This window comes from Bifidobacterium sp. ESL0819 (assembly GCF_052606245.1).
In genome coordinates, this window is sequence record NZ_CP199587.1 from 110,357 (window position 1) to 126,169 (window position 15,813).

Sequence of the window (15,813 nt, forward strand, 5' to 3'; positions counted from 1 at the left end):
GGACCTGATCAATAAGCTGGCGGGGACCAACACGCGAGGAACATCAACTCTGAATATGCAAAACGCCCCCGTAGGGGCGTTAGGTCTGCTTGAGAACTATGCCTCAGACCAGACGACGATAGTAGAAAGTCTGATAGACCGCCTGAACCCTGACGCAGTTACCTGGAGACGGGGCGTGGATCATGCGTCCGCCACCGACGTAGATGCCCACATGGCTGCCATCGGGGGCCACCATCAGGTCGCCAGGCGCCGGATCCGTGACCGGCACGCCAGCCGAACCCTGGGCAGCGGCAATACGAGGAAGACTGATGCCGAAATTGGCGAACACATACTGGGTGAACCCAGAGCAATCGAAGCCCTTGGCAGGATCAGTCCCGCCAAGCACATAAGGAATCCCCTGGAACTGAAGAGCGTAGTTGACCACCTCTGCGCCCTTGCCAGTTGCCGGCACATCAGCGACTGTACCGCCGGTGCTACCGCGGGCAGCCGAACGGCTGACCTGGGCGGATTGACGCTGACTAGCCGCAGCCTGGGCCTGCTCGCGAGCCTGCTGGGCCCTGGCCTCGGCGTCCTTCTCGGACTGAGACTTGGTCGCAGGAACGTTTAAAGACTCAATGCCACCCCAATTGCTGTCCTTTTCGACGGTGGTCGCCGTCGACTCGGTCAGCAGATCGGCGCGCACCTTGCTGCCCGGGGTGAATGAACGAGACGAAGTGACTGCGGCTTCACTGCCTCCACTGGCTTGGGCCACGGCGGGTATACCGATGGAGAGCATGCCACAGATCGTGGCCGCTGCCATCAGGCTCACATACTTACGTGCGTTTTTCATCGTGCACAATTCTATCACGTGTCGAGAACAAGGTCTGACGAAAAGTGTGACACTATTCGCTCAGCCGAGAATCAGTAATGGATGTAGCTCAGCGCGTGCACGTTGGACAAGGTACGGGAGTAGGTCTTTCCATTCATGACAGCACCACACTCAGAAGTGACGATGGAGCCGTCGGGATTGATCTTCTCGACGATGGCCACATGGCCATAGGCGGAATCCGAACCCTCCTGGCCAGCCTGGAAGACCACGATGTCGCCGACATTGCGTGGCGTATTGTCCACCCAATAGCCCAAAGAGCGGGCTGAAACAGACCAGTCCTTGGCATTGCCCATCTGGGAGCCCACCGGCAGACCCAGCTGATGACGACGGACGTAGGCCCACCAGGTGCACTGGCTGAACTCGTAGGCGTTGCCCGCATCTCCAGTGGCATGGTTGGGATTGAACCCTGCCGGCAGAACCGATCGGTTGGCATCCATCAGCACAGCTACGACCGGGTTGTCGGCCGATGATTTAGACATCCGTCCGGCATCGAGCGCAGACTCGCCTAGCTCCCAACTGCCCTCATTGCGCTGTGACGCCGCAGTCAGGTGCTGACGGTAATCAGAACGAGAGACCCTTGCGCTTCCATTCGCTCCGGAGGGGCCAGCGGAGGGAGAGGGAGAGACCAAATCGATCGCAACGCTGTCAGCCAGAGGAAGGGACCAGTCGTCCCGAGCCTGGCAAACGGCCATGGAGGAAGCCGCGGCACCGACCAGGACAGTCAGGGCCGAGCCAGTCATGATATGGGAGCGACGGGCGGAGGCCTTGGCCGCCAACCGAATGGAGCGACGGGTTCGAGGAGCTACCTCGTTGAGCTTGGCCGCCAAGGCATCATCAATGCCTTCAATGCCCGCTGTCTGGGTTACGCCAGCCGATCGGCTGGTCGGCGAACTGCCGACACGTGCGCGCCGCGTGCCCGAAGCCCTGTGCGCAGCATGCTTCATCTAGAATCACTCCCGTTTATGTTCCGACGCGACTTTCGTGCCGTATCACGAACCATCACAAGGGAACACCATAACGCAAGCGAGAACCCAGGCCAAATGACCTGAATTGTCCATACTGGTGTACTCAAGCATGGCTGGTGGTCGCTCATCTTCGACAACCACGGAATACGCTAGGATTATACGGACATGAGGCCGACATGAGCAAACCAGCATGCGTGCCGCCCGCCACGGCGTGTCCCACGGTTTTGAACCCTGCCTGGTCCACCCTGAGCGAACCAGGCTCATATGAGGTCAAACCGGTGTCGAAGCCAGGAGGAAGGATCCGCCTATATCGTCGGAATCCTCGGGCATGGTGATGTCGACACGGCCATCCTCGGAGGGAATGAAGAGAGCCCGGCCCTGGCCCAGCACACAGGACTGGCCAGCGGCTGAGCAACGGATCCGGCCATCAGTGCAGACGATGATGCGCGGTCCGCTGCGGGGAATCATCAGATGACGAGGCCCCAGGCGCTCTATCAAATCCCCGTAGCGCTGCTGAAGCCTGTTGAGCAGGGGCCAAGTGGCTCCGCCCTCCTCCACATGTCCGTAGACCAGCATGTATTCGTTGATCTTGGGCCGGTAGGTCACCATATTGTGCATGATCAGGGTAGCAATCATGGAGCTGGATGGATCGATAGGAGCCGAAGGCTGGCAGTCCAGGCTGTGCAGCAGGTTGGGAATATCTCGATGCTTGGGAGTCATGCCGGCCCTGAGCACGTTGTCGGAGTTGGTCATGATCTCTGCCGCAGTGCCGTGAATGTATGCGTGAGGAGTCCCGGCGGGGATATAGACCGAATCGCCCTCCTCCAGATCTACAGGATTGAGCATGAGCAGACAGAGCACGGCTGGGTCCCCCGGAAAGGCCCGCACAGCGCACAGGGCATGCCTCAGTATGGCTCCCGCCCGTTTCGACCGCAGCCGCCCAGCAGCAGCCTCCAAGGCTTCCTCCAGGCCTCGGGCCGCCTCTGGTTCAGCAGTCACGGCGGTGTGGAAAGCCCTGAAGATACGTCTGCGGGAGTCCGGCCAGATCAGCGAGGAGACCGGCATCATGGCATCGGCCGAAGCGAAGCGGGCAGGAGGAACTCCCAGGTGGAAGGTACGGGCGGTCAGCGCCTGGGTCATCAGCTCAGCCAGAGGATGATCCACGGCACGCAGAATGGTCAGCTGCGTGGAGATGGTTGCGAAGCCTACACAGGCCTGGAAGGGCTCCAGGGCAACCACCATCTCGTTCTTGGCCAGACTGTCATGAAAGGAGCGACTCGGATCGTCGTCGGGCACCCCCTGAGCATTCTCCCGGTTGAAGCCGGCACGAGCCTCGAAATCCAAGGGATGCACCTGCAAGGACAGAGGAATGCGGGCCGAGATGATTTTGAACAGGTAGGGCAGGGTGGGGCCGAAGAGACGGGAGTCGCGCTCCCCCAGCATGGCCATGGGGTTGCGGCGAATAGCCGCGGTCAGAGGCAGCCGCGACCCGTCGGGCAGGATCAGAGGCGAAGGTGATTCGGTGTGCCCACTGAACCACATCTCCGCCAAGGTATCCCCCTGGCGTCCGTCTGACTCATGCAGGTGAAACATGTGCTGCAGTCGGTCGTGCGAGCCCCAGGCGTAGTGCTTCTCCACAGCTTGGATCGGATACACGCACTCCCCTTTCCACGGGAAATCCCTCCATGGGCCGGTGCATACGAACCCACCAATCCCCGTCATGATAAGACAAGGGCCAAGTCCTGGGCAAGGCGTGGGGGTCCCCGCATGTCAGCTTCGGGTCTGCACGCCAGGTTGTCAGGCATGTCATTGCGAACGGTACAGTGGGGGTATGAAGCTGGCCCCCATTTTCGACCCGGACGCCCGCAGACCATCACCGCGGCCCATGCAGGTGGATCTGCGACGCATCTTCCTGCTCGGCACCGGTTTCTGGATTGTGGCCCTGGTCCTGGTGGGCATCCTGGCCCTAACCGGAATGACGGTCACCAAGCCTTTGATCGTATGCCTGTCCGGGGTTGGCGTCGGCATCCTGCTGATGATCTGGGAGTATTTCAATCGTTGGGATTATCGCCGTCTTGCCCAGCAACCGGATCCTGAGCCAGGGGAAGCATCAGCGTAAAGGTGCTTCCCTCTCCTGGTGCGCTCCAGACAGTGACCGAGCCGTGGTGGGTCAGAGCTACATGCTTGACGATGGCCAGACCCAGACCTATGCCTACTGCAGTCTCTTCATTCTGATTATCGGCGCGGTAGAAGCGCTCGAAGATCCTGTCCTGGTCCGCCTTGGATATGCCTCGGCCGTGATCGACCACCCTGATTTTTGCGTAGTGCCCGTCACCCGACGCCTCAGCCACCAGGGAGACAGTACAGCCAGGAGACGAGTAGGCGATAGCGTTCTCCACCAGCTTGGCCAGAGCAACTCTGATCTGCTGCCCGTCGCCATGAATCGTCAGCGGCTGGTCGCACCGCCATCGCAGGGTCACATGGGCCTGATCAGCCCCGTTCCGTTCATCCTGCACCACTGTCCTTATCTGCTCAGCCACGTCGAGCGTATTCTCCCTGCTGGGCTTGATCCGCTCCTGAGCCCGGATCAGCAGAAGGAGATCCTTGAGCACATGCCCCAGATAGGCGCTGTAGCGCTGGACCGAGGAAGTATCCTTGGAGATGCTGCGCAGATGGCTGCGAAGCAGGTCTGGGTCATCCCCCTCCAGATGGGAAGTGATCTTGAGTTGCGCCGCAAGCTCTTCCAGGGCCTGGACCGGCTTGAGCATCTGCTCGGATACATTGGTCATGAAGGCATCTCTGGTGCGAATGAACCTCACCGAATCGCTCACGTCATCGACGAGCACTACGACCAGGGACTTGCTAATACGTCCCAGAGTGACCTTGAGCCAGTTTCTCCTGGATACCGCCTGCGCCTGAGTGCGGGTTGCATCACCAGAATCCTCGGTCTCACCAATATCCCAGCCATCGGATTCAGAGCTCTCGGCTGCGGCATCCAGAGCGAATTCAGCAGGCGTTCGCGTAGTCAGACTGAAGCTTCGTCTGCCGCCTGAACGGCGCACCTGCGCAATGGCTTCAACAATCTTCGGATCCGCGATTTCGTCGTTGCTGACGATTCCCAGCCTGTAGGCATCCGGACTGGAGCGGACAACCTCGTCATCGCCACCGACCACAACCGTGGCGGCAGGGATGAGCGCCAGCAAGGCCTGAGCCGAGTCATCCAAAGCTTCGCCATCGGCATGTTCACCGTCCTTGCTCCAGTTGCCCATAAGGCTGCGCAGGCGGTCCACGAACCGTCTCATAAGGACTTCCCTCCAGTCCGGCGCCGACCCCGGACGCTGCGACATCAACCAAATCTCATCGGCTGTTCCGGCTTTATTCTCGCATATCCGACATTGGATTGCCGATACGATGGACCGACATTCTTCGAGTCTGGCTTTTTCTTGCCAACATGGTCACATAGACTGAAGTCATATCGTTGATCGAGGCCGAAAGGGAAGAGACATGCGCGTAATTTTCAACGAGGAGCTGGGACTGGTGGCCGACGATCTCGATCGGATGGCCGCCAAGGTTCGCGATGCCATCAAAAAAGCCGGAAGGTCCCTGATGGACTGCGACCTGGAAACGGCCCAGGAGGTCATCGACGGTGATGCCGATATAGACGACCTTCAGGCCAGCATCATCGATCAATGCATCAGGCTTCTGGCCAAGCAGAGCCCAGTGGCCACTGATCTGCGGGTGGTGGTCTCCACGCTGAGCCTGTCAGCCACCTTTGAACGCATGGGAGACCTGGCCAGGCACATTGCCGAGACGGCAAGACGCTCCTACCCCGAGCCGACCCTGCCTGCCGAGGTCATCCCCCTGTTCAAACAGATGCAGGACTTTCTGGATGTCATGGCCGATCGTCTGGTCGAGATGCTCTCCGACAGGGACACGACCATAGCCGAACAGATCATCGTCAGCGATGACCAGATGGACAAGCTCCACCAGCAGACATTTGGCTATGCTCTCTCAGACGACTGGACGGGAACCAGGCAGCAGCTGATCGACCTGGTCCTGGTGGCACGGTTCATGGAGCGACTGGGAGACCATGGCGTCTCTGCGGCCCGGCGCGTGGTCTACATCGTCTCGGGCTTCGACCCCTCTAAGGACCCCAAGGATCTGGATCTCGATCTGGACTGACCGGACGGCAAAGGGGCGGCCCATCACCTGACAGCTGGTCGGGTGACGAGCCGTTCTTGCTTTCCCAACCGCTAAGAACGCGAAAGGTGGTGCCCTCCACGAATAGAGAAGACACCACCTGAACAGCTTTGACTCTCTGCGCCCAAAAGCCGATTTCAGAGCATCAGATAGATCTGCCTGACGGAACTCACTTCTGGCCTTGGGCCGCAACAGCAGCAGCACCGGCTGCGGCCGCCTCCGGATCCAGGTACTCGCCGCGAGGCTTGATGGGCTTGAAGCTCTCATCCAGCTCGTAGACCAGGGGAATGGCCGTGGGGATGTTGACTTTGGCGATCTCGTCCTCAGTCAGGTTGTCGAGCATCTTGACAATGGCCCTCAGAGAGTTGCCATGGGCAGCGATCAGAACGGTCTTGCCGGTCTTGAGCTCAGGAACAATGTCGCTCTGCCAGTAGGGAGTGACGCGCTTGACCACGTTGGCCAGCGCCTCGGCGCGGGGCACGGGGGCTCCGGCATATCGAGGATCATGGGACTGCGAGTATTCGTCGTCAGGATCGATTTCAGGCGGCGGGGTGGCATAGGAGCGACGCCAGAGCATGAACTTCTCGTCACCGTACTTCTCGCGGATCTCGGTCTTGTTCTTGCCCTGCAGAGCTCCGTAGTGACGCTCGTTCAGCCTCCAGTCCCGCCTGACGGGGATCCAAAGGCGGTCGGCCTCGTCCAGGGCGATGTTGGCGGTGTTGATGGCACGGCGCAGCAGGGAGGTGAAGACGATGTCCGGCAGAACACCCTTATCCTTGAGCAGCTTGCCGCCCTTGCGGGCTTCCTGCTCGCCCTGCTCGGTCAGCGGGACGTCCACCCAGCCGGTGAACTGATTGGTGTTGTTCCATGCGCTCTGGCCGTGCCTGAGCAATACTAGTTTGTAGGTCATAGTGAAAATTCTAAAGCCTAAGAGGGACTGTTTGGCGGACCTCACTCGGCTTAAAGCAGGCAGACACCCAGCCAGCAGAACCCGGTCAGTAAATCGGTGTAGCCCGACAACGCGAAAGCTCTGCTGAACCGATTCCGACAGCTGGCCACCGTGGTGGCAACGGCCATCGCCAGAACAGGCAGCAGGCAGAGCAGGCGGGGCCAGGCGGCTGCAAGGGAGCCGCCGGACAGTGACCATGACTCGACGATGCCCAGGATCACAGCAAGGGCATAAGAGGATCCCATCAGCATCAGCGTGCCTCTGGCTCCGATGAAGGAAGACAGCGTGTACTTGCCAGCCAGAGGATCCGCATCGATGTCACGATAGTTGTTGATCTCCAGAACGGGAATGCAGACAAGACCGCCAACCAGGGCGCCGATGAACCCATGACAGTCGATGCTGCCAGTCTCCAGGTACTGGGTGGCCAGCACGCCCACCAGGCCGAAGAAGATCATGATGCTCAGCTCGCCCATGGCCATATAGCCGTAAGGGTGTTTGCCCCCCGTGTAAAACCAGGCTCCCAGCAGACAGAATATGCCTACCAGGATCATCCACCAATGGCCTGTAACCCAGCACAAAATCAGACCGGACAGGCAGGCCATAAGGATGTTGAGATAGGCGGACAGCAGGACCTTGCGAGGTTCCACGCCACCGGCCACTCCCCTTCTGGGCAGATCAGGCAACGAGCCGTCAGCGCCCGCGCCCGAAAGGCTGCTCCGACCTTCGTCAGTACCCCTGATGCCATCGAAGTAGTCATTGGCCAGATTGCAGGTACTGTGAACGAACACAGCCGTCAGACAGCAAAGAAGGACAATAACCCAGAAGCGCGCATCCGGCCCCAGTCCTTGGCTGAACCGCTGTCGGAGAGCCACCGCCGCGCCAATCAGAACCGGCGTGGGCGAGCAGAGCAAGGCCGAAGGTCGCAGTGCGTCCTTGTATTCCTGAAGTGTGATGAACATGATTGTCTGATTATCCACCAATCGCTTGAGAGTCGGAATGCCCGTCCATCAGAGTGCCGAGATCCTTACAGTTGCAGGAGCAGGCCCGCCGACCAGCATAGGGCAGAGACCAGAGTGCCTTTGCCAGCCATGCCGAAGGCCTTGGGCAGCTGGCCGCGGGCAAAGGCCCGACAGATCAATAGAAAGACGGCAGCCACCGGCACAAGGATCAACACCAGAGGGAAGCCTGGCAGGCCATGTCTCATGACAGCCGGAACGAACTGTATCAGGCTCAGGACCAGGCTCAGAATGTAGACCAGATAAATGGAGATGGCTGCTGCGCGCGCACCCACCAGAACCGCGTATGTGTGCTTGCCTGATAGGCGGTCGTCGTCCAAGTCCCGGTAATTGTTGAGCATGAGCAGGCCCACGGCATTGAGCCCGCAGACGCAAGCACCCAGAAGGCCGACGAAGTCGATCCTGTCAATCAAGAAGTATTCGGTGCCCAGGGTGGCCACCAGTCCGAAGAAGATGAAGACGCTGACCTCGCCCAGCCCGTGGTAGCCGTATGGATGAGGTCCACCCACGTAGCACCAGCCGGCAATCAGACAGCAGACCCCGACCAGGATCATCCACCAGTGACCGGTCAGCGCCATGACGGCCAGACCCATCAGACAGGTGAAGGCCGCCGAGATCATGGTGGCGTACAGCACCTGCCTGGGCGGTACGCCTGCGGCCACCAGACGTCTAGGCCTGCCGGATGCGGCCTCCTCGCATCCGCGGCCGGAATCGGTGCCGCGAACACCATCGGCATAGTCATTGGCAAAGTTGGCTGCGATCTGCATGGACAAAGCAAGCAAGACCAATAAGAGCACGATCAGGGCCAAGCGCCCCGGCGTGGCCGCTTTCAGAGCAGGATCGACGGGCGAGGGCGAGCAGGAGCTGGTGCATTGCTCCAAGAGCCGTGACCTCTTCAGGATCGCAGCCGAAGCGCCCACGCAGACAGGCGCCACCGAAGCAGGCAGCGTCCGGGGACGCATGCCGTCCATCCACAGTCTGATATTCATGACCGCTGCTCCTCTGTCATCATGTCAAACCAGCGGCTTGACCAGGGGGAAGGTGATGGTCTCTCGGATGGATGCGCCGGTAAGGGCGATCAACAGACGATCAATGCCCATGCCCATGCCGCCAGCGGGTGGCATACCCACGCCCAGGGCTTCCAGGAAGTCCTCGTCAATGTCCATGGCCTCGTCGTCGCCCCGGCTGGCCATCTTGGCCTGCTCGACGAACCGCTGCCGCTGGACCACTGGATCGTTGAGCTCCGAGTAACCCGTGGCCAACTCGAATCCGCGAACATAGAGGTCCCACTTCTCGACCACGCCCGGCTTGGTGCGATGAGCCTTGACCAGGGGGGATGTTTCAACCGGAAAATCACGCACGAAGGTCGGCTCATATAGCTTGTCCTGCCAGAAGTGCTCCCAGAGGTGCTCGATCAGCTTACCGTGGTTTTCGGCCGGCTCCTCCTCCAGACCCAGTTTGTCGGCGATGGTCCGCAGATGGCCAGCGCTGGTCTGCGGGGTAATCTCTTCGCCTAGGGACTCGGAAAGGGACTCGTACATGCTGATCTGATGCCAATCGCCGCCGAAGTCGTACTGGCTGCCATCCTGCAGGGTCACCTTCAGCGACCCCGACGTGGCCAGTGCTGCCTGCTGAATCAGCTCCTTGGTCAGCTCCCCGATGGTGTCGTAGGTGCCGTAAGCCTGATAGGCCTCCAGCATAGTGAACTCCGGCGCATGAGTGGCGTCCACACCCTCATTGCGGAAGTCTCGGTTGATCTCGAAGACCCGCTCAATGCCGCCGACCAGACAGCGCTTGAGGAAGAGCTCAGGGGCGATGCGCAGGTAGAGGTCGATGTCGAAGGCGTTCATATGCGTGGTGAATGGCCGGGCCGCAGCGCCGCCATGCACTGTCTGCAGCATAGGGGTCTCGACCTCCATGAAGTCGTGGTCCTCGAAGGTGCGTCTCAGCGAGGAGACGGCCTTGGAACGACGACGGACCATGGCCCGCACATCCTCATCGGCGATCATTGCCAGGTAGGGCTTGCGGGTGCGCTGCTCCTCGGTCAGCTCCTTATGAAGGGCCGGCAGCGGCTGCAAAGCTTTAGCCGCGATGTTCCACTCGGTAGCAAAGACGGAGAGCTCACCGGTCTTGGAGGCGACCACGCGGCCGCGCAGGTAGAGGTGATCACCCAAGTCGACCAGCTGCTTGAACCGCTTAAGGGAATCAGCGCCAATCTCACGCTTGGAGATCATGCCCTGGATGCGGGTGCCGTCGCCTGCCGCCAGCTGGACGAAGCAGAGGCCGCCGCCGTTGCGCAGGAAGAGGACCCTTCCGGCGATGCCGACCACATCCTCAGTCTCCTGGCCTGGCTCAAGGCGGTCCTGATATTTGCGGCGCACATCCTCGATGCGGTCGGTCACATCCAGATGAACCGGGTAGGGCTCAATGCCTTCCTTGAGCATGAGCGCCCTTTTGGCCACACGCATGCGCACCTGCTCAGGATGACTTTCAGGGCCATCCTCCAAGTTGCCAGGATCAATGGCGTCATCCAGCTGGGCGCCCTGATCAATCTTCTTCGTGATGGCCATATCCTGGTCAAGCAGTGCCTGAGCACGCTCGACCGGTGTCAGACGAGGGGTTTTTTCCGATGAGTCATTCATAAATCGCTATTTTACGCATGAGCCGGTACTAGGCGCCGGTTCCCCTAATGGCAAGTGGCTGAATGGCCGCGCCGCGCAGACGATGGCGTTTGGCCGACGGTACGTGTACTATATAGTACGTTGTCACGGGGTATAGCGCAGCTTGGTAGCGCGCTTCGTTCGGGACGAAGAGGCCGGGGGTTCAAATCCCCCTACCCCGACAAGCATTCCGGTCCATATGGATCGGGGTTTCTGTTTCCCACAGCTGTTGGATGGGAATGCATGTATCAAGAAGACCGGCACGACTGCTTTCAACGATTACATGATCCATGGCGATATCAATACTATGGTTTGGATAGCATGCGGAAACGATCCAGATCCGTGTTGCACATTCAAGCAATTACATTATCTACATTATCCAAAAGAGCCTGATGGAAAACTCGGCTTCGATACTCAACGATCTTCTATCGCAATAAATTGCACTATGCATGCCGCTGTTCTCCTGGCGATTCCATACCACAGGGCGTCAGCGCCAGCTTTCGACGCGCGGCCCAGAACTCTTGAGAAGCCTAACAGGGGTAGGCAATCGCTAAATTACTGTCAGATTTGACGATACTGAATCCTGATCCACGCAACTCCGATATTGCTCACCAGTGAAGAAGTCCTTCCCAAAGGCAATGACACTAGACGTGACCTAGATGACATCGCCGATCGGAATCCGTCAAAAGCCACCAGTCTAGACTGGTAATAGTAGCGACCTCGGCGCTAGGGCTCCATGAGGAACCCGCACCTTCAGATACTCTGACAGCAAGGGAGCCAAATGAGCCAGGACCAGACACCGATCACAGGCAGCAAGCAGAAAGAGCCTCAACAGTCCTATATGCAACCGGACGGCAGCTTCGACACCCAAGCCTTTCTGGATGGTCTGGATGCCATCTTCAGCGCCGGCAAGGCCCGCGACCAGGCCGAACTCTACCTGCAACAAGCACTGGTGGATGCGGAGAATGCAGGCGACGATGCCGGACTGTTGACCGTGCTCAACGAAGCCATGGGATTCTACCGGTCCCAGGGCCGCCATCAGGAGAACATGTGGATGATCCAGCGCGCCATCGAGCTGGCCTCACGCATGCGCATCGAGGGGTCCGAGGCCTGGACGACCACCCTGATCAATGCGGCCACAGGACTGCGAGCGGCCAAGAAGTACGACCAGGCCGAAGATCTCTACCGGCAGGCACTTGCCTCTGCAGCCAAAACCCTTGGCCCCAAGGACCGGCGGCTGGCGGCTCTGCACAACAACCTGTCCATGCTCTACAGCGAAACCGACCGGCACGACCAGGCCGAACAGGAGCTGCGCCAAGCCATGGACATCCTGGAAAATTCCAGCACCGATCCTTCGCGGGATCTGGATCTGGCCACCACCCATACCAACCTGGCGCTCCTGCTCATGCAGCGCAGCGACAGCCCGCAGACTCTGCAGGAGGCCTGGGATCAGGCTCGCACAGCCCTGGACATCTACCGAACCGGCCACCTGGAAAATAGCGCACACTACGCCTCAGCACTGGCAGGCTTTGCCCAGGTCTGCTATATAGCCGGGCGCTTCAGCCAATCGGCAGATACCTATCGCAAGGCCCTGGCCATCATTGAAGATCGATACGGCAAAGGCAGCGACTACTACCGGATCACCAAAGCCAATCTGGACCAGGCGCAGACTGCCGCCGTAGAAGCCAGGGACAGGGACAAATCCAACCAGAACGACGAAGCCGCATCCAGCCAGATGAAGACCAGCTCAGACCGGCCACCTGCCGAGAATCACAACAGTGACAATGATCCGCTTGATTCCCATCCGGATATTCAAGGACTGGACCTGGCCAAGGCTTACTGGGAGCAGGTGGGCCGCCCCATGCTTGAAGAACGTTATCCGCAGTATCGCGGTCGGATCGCCGCGGGATTGATGGGCCATGGCTCGGATTGCTACGGCTTTGACGACGCCATCTCCCGGGATCACGACTTCGGCCCCGGCTTCTGCCTATGGTTGACCAGCGAGGATTACCAGGCCATCGGCGACCAGCTGCAGAAGGACTATGAGGCCCTTCCCGCCGAATTCATGGGGTTCGGGTCACGAACCGACAGCGTCAGAGCCAAGGGGGCTAACCGACGTGTGGGCGTCTTCGAGATCGGCGCCTTCTTCGAAACCCTGACCGGCTACCGGCAGGCGCCCCCGGAAGATCACCCCCATGAGTGGCTGCTCCTGGACGAAGCCACGCTGGCGGCGGCCACCAATGGCAAGATTTTCGCAGATCCGCTGGGACGGATGCTGGCCACCCGGCAAGGGTTCAAGGCCATGCCCGACGATGTGCGCTTCTGTCTGATCTCCCGTCGCTTGGGCATGATCGCCCAGGCAGGCCAGTACAATCTGCCGCGGAGCCTGCAGCGGGGCGATGGGGCTGCGGCAATGCTGTCAATCAATGAATTCATCAAAGCCTGCGCCTCTCTGATCTTTCTGCTCAACAATCCTTTGACGGTCGGTTATCTGCCCTACTACAAGTGGACGTTCGCGGCCCTGCGGCGGCTGAGCGGACGAATGGCCACCAGACTGTCCGACCTGACCGAACAGCTGGAGAACATCCTGCGCCTGGCCTCGGCTGCCTGCTACGGGGGGCAGGGCTTTGGCGAAGGCGGCAAGGGAGCCCGACCGGCTGCCGAACGCATCACCAAACTTGTAGAGTCAATCTGCGCAAGAATCGTAGAAGAGCTGCAGGCGGAGGGATTGACCAACAGCCCCGAAACCTTCCTGGAGTGGCAGCGCCCCTATGTCGAGGCCCACATCTCCAGCAACGACCCGGTGCTTCACAGCATCTGAAAGGAGCCAAAGATGGCAAACGACGAGCAATGTCAGGATGAGGAATCCCTGCGCGAGCGGATCGTCCGCCACGAATGGAAGCAGTTTCAGCAGGTCAACAACGAGGGCGGCCCAGCCAACTGTCAGGGCAACTGGCCCATGTTTCACCAGATGCGCCTGAGCCAGTTTCTGACCTGGCCGCATCCCCTGTTGACCAGTTATGCGAATGACCTGGATCAGGCCGACAATGAGGGACGCAACCTGTTGACCGAGAAGTACGGGCGCATGATGGAGTCCACGGCGCCGGACCAGTACCACAGCAAGATCGCCCCATACCTGCCCAAGCTGGGCCTGGATCGACAAGAGCAGCAGGAACGCATCATCGACCGGCAGGTGGCCTGGGCCAAGGACTTCCGCGAGCGCTACCCCCGTTTAGGTCAGGAGATGCGGCTCCTGCGCACCAGCGAGGACACGCCGGAGGCTACCTCCTTTGAGACCTATCTGCGTGGCGAACTTGGCACCTATTCGGCCAGGACTCTGGATCTTTACCAGTTCATGGTGGACCAGATCGCGGCTCGGGGCGGCAACCTTACCGAGGAAACCATCCTGGCCACGGTGCAGATGAATGGCTTTGAGACCCTGGACGAAGCCGAGCAGGCCCAGGACCGACCACCTGAACCACAATCATGAGGTCGATCTCTGCAACCAGTCGAGCGGTCGGGTAGAGTTGACGGGTGCAAAAGCTGAAACGGGCGGGTCTCACCGCCTCCTCCTTTGTGGTCATCCTTCTGGTGATGCTCTTTTTGGGCCAGGCCATGACGCCGGACTGGCAGGTGGAACCCTACCGCGACCATCTGCAGGTTTCGACCCGGTCCACTGCCATCGCCACGAGTCTGGGAACCACCACCTCTGAGGGCACTCACCCGGTCAGGGAACAGAAAATCAGCATCACTCTGGATGGCGGAGTTCGCATCCAGGCCATTGTCAGAGAGCCAAGCGACCGAAAGGGCACTGGCCCAGCCTGCCTGTTCATTCATGGCGCCGGAACAGGCAAATCCGCAGAGGTATACGGCGATCTGGCTTCAGCTATGGCCTCGGCAGGCATCACCACCCTGGTGCCTGACAAGCGTTTGGACACTTACACCACCTTCCACCGCGACTATCAGGCCATGGCTGCCGACTATGGACGATCCCTTGATCGTCTGCGTTCCTGGCCGGGTGTGGATCCAACCAAAGTGGGTCTGTACGCCGAGTCCGAGGGCACCTGGATATCGACCATCATGACCGCCAAGGACCCCAGCATCGCCTTCTCCGTTCTGACGTCGCCTCCGGTCTACCCGGGACGACGGCAGATGGCCATGGCGGCCACCAGCTACTTGGATCTGATCGGCGCACCTAGGGGAATCCGCAACGTGATACCACGGCTCATGGGCATGGACCTGTCCATGCTGGGCCTGGAGTACGCCGACTTTCCCTCCCTGCCCTATCTGGATCAGCTGCGGATACCGGTCATGATCAACTTCGGCACCATGGATGTCTCCATGCCAGTCGAGCAGGGTGCGCGCGAGATCATCCGCAGAACTCATGCAATCGGCAACGACAACGTGACCCTGCGCTACTACCCCACCAACCATCAGATCCGCACCGGCAGTCGGCTGGCCAAGGCCGGGTTGCCCCTGGAACCCCGGTATACGCATAATTTGGAAGACTGGATCAACGCCGTAGCGCTGGACACCAAAGCCGATCAATGGTCAACCCCTATGATTGCCGGCAGCCAGCCCCACCAGCTCAATCAAGTGCCCGAGCACACGAATACCGGGTTGATACCTTCACTGACCGCCCTGTTGACCCTGATGGCCAGTGGCCCCATTCTGCTGGCTGCCGCCCTTCTATCTGCCCTGATTGGAGCCTTGAGCTCGCATCGGAGGACTCGAGGCAATGACCACCGACAGTCAGGTTTCAGCAAAGGCCTGACCGGACGGCTCTGGTCGCTAGGCCTGCTAGCCGCAGGACTTATGGCTGCCCTGCTGGCCTATGCCTTCACTGTGGTCCACCGGGCGCTTGGCCTTATGAATCTGTCCTCGATGATGGCATCATGCTGGTCCATGTTGTCCGTCCTGTGTCTGGTGCTCATCCTGCTCTTGGCGAGCACCCTGACCTCTATCTTCAGCCGATCTGACGGCAAGCCAGCTGTTGCCGGGGCTGGCCACTGGCTGACCCTGACCCTGACCCTGCTGGGGTCTCTGGCCATCCTTGGCAGCCTGATCTTCTGGAATATCCTGGTCTTTTGAGACAGATCGGATGCGCCTTGCTGATGCCAGCCAGGCTACTACAGACGCGCCAATCAGCACCACG

13 protein-coding genes and 1 tRNA gene are annotated in these 15,813 nt (G+C 60.0%); 6 read left to right on the forward strand and 8 right to left on the reverse strand.

Translation table 11 applies throughout. The features are described from left to right. Positions 1 to 103: 103 nt before the first annotated feature. From ACUIAD_RS00485 to manA, 3 genes are all read right to left on the reverse strand, one after another. Complete coding sequence (locus ACUIAD_RS00485) at positions 104 to 829, reverse strand: C40 family peptidase (protein ID WP_110452502.1); 726 nt, start codon at positions 827 to 829, stop codon at positions 104 to 106. Positions 830 to 900: 71 nt separating this feature from the next. Next, complete coding sequence (locus ACUIAD_RS00490) at positions 901 to 1,812, reverse strand: CHAP domain-containing protein (protein WP_110452503.1); 912 nt, start codon at positions 1,810 to 1,812, stop codon at positions 901 to 903. Between the two features lie 291 nt (positions 1,813 to 2,103). Beyond that, positions 2,104 to 3,489, reverse strand: a complete 1,386-nt coding sequence (manA, locus tag ACUIAD_RS00495) for a mannose-6-phosphate isomerase, class I (protein WP_110452504.1) — start codon at positions 3,487 to 3,489, stop codon at positions 2,104 to 2,106. A 175-nt stretch (positions 3,490 to 3,664) separates the two neighbouring features. Here manA and ACUIAD_RS00500 point away from each other — a divergent pair, with 175 nt between their 5' ends. Beyond that, complete coding sequence (locus ACUIAD_RS00500; RefSeq protein ID WP_110452505.1) at positions 3,665 to 3,952, forward strand: DUF2530 domain-containing protein; 288 nt, start codon at positions 3,665 to 3,667, stop codon at positions 3,950 to 3,952. On the opposite strand, the gene ACUIAD_RS00505 is transcribed toward ACUIAD_RS00500, so the two are convergent. Further along, positions 3,885 to 5,135: a sensor histidine kinase gene (locus ACUIAD_RS00505; RefSeq protein WP_445343336.1), complete on the reverse strand. Its 1,251-nt coding sequence runs from the start codon at positions 5,133 to 5,135 to the stop codon at positions 3,885 to 3,887. The genes ACUIAD_RS00500 and ACUIAD_RS00505 overlap by 68 nt on opposite strands. 202 nt (positions 5,136 to 5,337) lie before the next feature. On the opposite strand from ACUIAD_RS00505, the gene phoU reads away from it, so the two are divergent. Next, positions 5,338 to 6,015 carry a phosphate signaling complex protein PhoU gene (gene phoU / locus ACUIAD_RS00510; RefSeq protein ID WP_445343337.1) on the forward strand — a complete coding sequence of 226 codons (678 nt, stop codon included), beginning with the start codon at positions 5,338 to 5,340 and terminating at the stop codon, positions 6,013 to 6,015. A gap of 187 nt (positions 6,016 to 6,202) precedes the next feature. Here the strand turns inward: phoU and ACUIAD_RS00515 are convergent, their stop codons facing one another. The 4 genes from ACUIAD_RS00515 to lysS all read right to left on the reverse strand — a co-directional run bounded on the left by ACUIAD_RS00515 (position 6,203) and on the right by lysS (position 10,640). After that, the gene (locus ACUIAD_RS00515; protein ID WP_110452507.1) at positions 6,203 to 6,943 is read right to left on the reverse strand and encodes a phosphoglyceromutase; all 741 of its coding nucleotides are present in this window, start codon (positions 6,941 to 6,943) and stop codon (positions 6,203 to 6,205) included. Positions 6,944 to 6,993: 50 nt separating this feature from the next. Continuing rightward, positions 6,994 to 7,941, reverse strand: coding sequence for a 1,4-dihydroxy-2-naphthoate octaprenyltransferase (menA, locus tag ACUIAD_RS00520; protein WP_445343338.1), 948 nt, complete (start codon positions 7,939 to 7,941; stop codon positions 6,994 to 6,996). Between the two features lie 65 nt (positions 7,942 to 8,006). Beyond that, on the reverse strand, positions 8,007 to 8,987 hold the full coding sequence (gene menA / locus ACUIAD_RS00525; protein ID WP_445343339.1) for a 1,4-dihydroxy-2-naphthoate octaprenyltransferase: 981 nt from the start codon (positions 8,985 to 8,987) through the stop codon (positions 8,007 to 8,009). 24 nt (positions 8,988 to 9,011) lie between these two features. Further along, positions 9,012 to 10,640 carry a lysine--tRNA ligase gene (gene lysS / locus ACUIAD_RS00530; protein WP_445343340.1) on the reverse strand — a complete coding sequence of 543 codons (1,629 nt, stop codon included), beginning with the start codon at positions 10,638 to 10,640 and terminating at the stop codon, positions 9,012 to 9,014. Between the two features lie 126 nt (positions 10,641 to 10,766). On the opposite strand from lysS, the gene ACUIAD_RS00535 reads away from it, so the two are divergent. The 4 genes from ACUIAD_RS00535 (at position 10,767) to ACUIAD_RS00550 (ending at position 15,749) form a co-directional block, all read left to right on the forward strand. Beyond that, positions 10,767 to 10,840 (forward strand) — tRNA-Pro (locus ACUIAD_RS00535). 599 nt (positions 10,841 to 11,439) lie between these two features. After that, a complete protein-coding gene (locus tag ACUIAD_RS00540; RefSeq protein ID WP_445343341.1) occupies positions 11,440 to 13,479 on the forward strand; it encodes a DUF4037 domain-containing protein in 2,040 nt (679 codons plus the stop codon). Positions 13,480 to 13,491: 12 nt separating this feature from the next. Beyond that, a complete protein-coding gene (locus tag ACUIAD_RS00545; RefSeq protein WP_445343342.1) occupies positions 13,492 to 14,148 on the forward strand; it encodes a DUF4125 family protein in 657 nt (218 codons plus the stop codon). Positions 14,149 to 14,192: 44 nt separating this feature from the next. Further along, positions 14,193 to 15,749, forward strand: coding sequence for an alpha/beta hydrolase family protein (locus ACUIAD_RS00550; protein WP_445343343.1), 1,557 nt, complete (start codon positions 14,193 to 14,195; stop codon positions 15,747 to 15,749). Positions 15,750 to 15,813 lie beyond the last annotated feature (64 nt).

What these genes read in the sequence shown, in the direction of transcription:
- ACUIAD_RS00545 (WP_445343342.1), top strand. Translation starts at nt 13,492, where the DNA reads ATGGCAAACGACGAGCAATGTCAGGATGAGGAATCCCTGCGCGAGCGG.
- ACUIAD_RS00485 (WP_110452502.1), bottom strand. Translation starts at nt 829, where the DNA reads ATGAAAAACGCACGTAAGTATGTGAGCCTGATGGCAGCGGCCACGATC.
- ACUIAD_RS00505 (WP_445343336.1), bottom strand. Translation starts at nt 5,135, where the DNA reads ATGAGACGGTTCGTGGACCGCCTGCGCAGCCTTATGGGCAACTGGAGC.
- phoU (WP_445343337.1), top strand. Translation starts at nt 5,338, where the DNA reads ATGCGCGTAATTTTCAACGAGGAGCTGGGACTGGTGGCCGACGATCTC.
- lysS (WP_445343340.1), bottom strand. Translation starts at nt 10,640, where the DNA reads ATGAATGACTCATCGGAAAAAACCCCTCGTCTGACACCGGTCGAGCGT.
- ACUIAD_RS00500 (WP_110452505.1), top strand. Translation starts at nt 3,665, where the DNA reads ATGAAGCTGGCCCCCATTTTCGACCCGGACGCCCGCAGACCATCACCG.
- ACUIAD_RS00540 (WP_445343341.1), top strand. Translation starts at nt 11,440, where the DNA reads ATGAGCCAGGACCAGACACCGATCACAGGCAGCAAGCAGAAAGAGCCT.
- ACUIAD_RS00515 (WP_110452507.1), bottom strand. Translation starts at nt 6,943, where the DNA reads ATGACCTACAAACTAGTATTGCTCAGGCACGGCCAGAGCGCATGGAAC.
- ACUIAD_RS00490 (WP_110452503.1), bottom strand. Translation starts at nt 1,812, where the DNA reads ATGAAGCATGCTGCGCACAGGGCTTCGGGCACGCGGCGCGCACGTGTC.
- menA (WP_445343339.1), bottom strand. Translation starts at nt 8,987, where the DNA reads ATGAATATCAGACTGTGGATGGACGGCATGCGTCCCCGGACGCTGCCT.
- menA (WP_445343338.1), bottom strand. Translation starts at nt 7,941, where the DNA reads ATGTTCATCACACTTCAGGAATACAAGGACGCACTGCGACCTTCGGCC.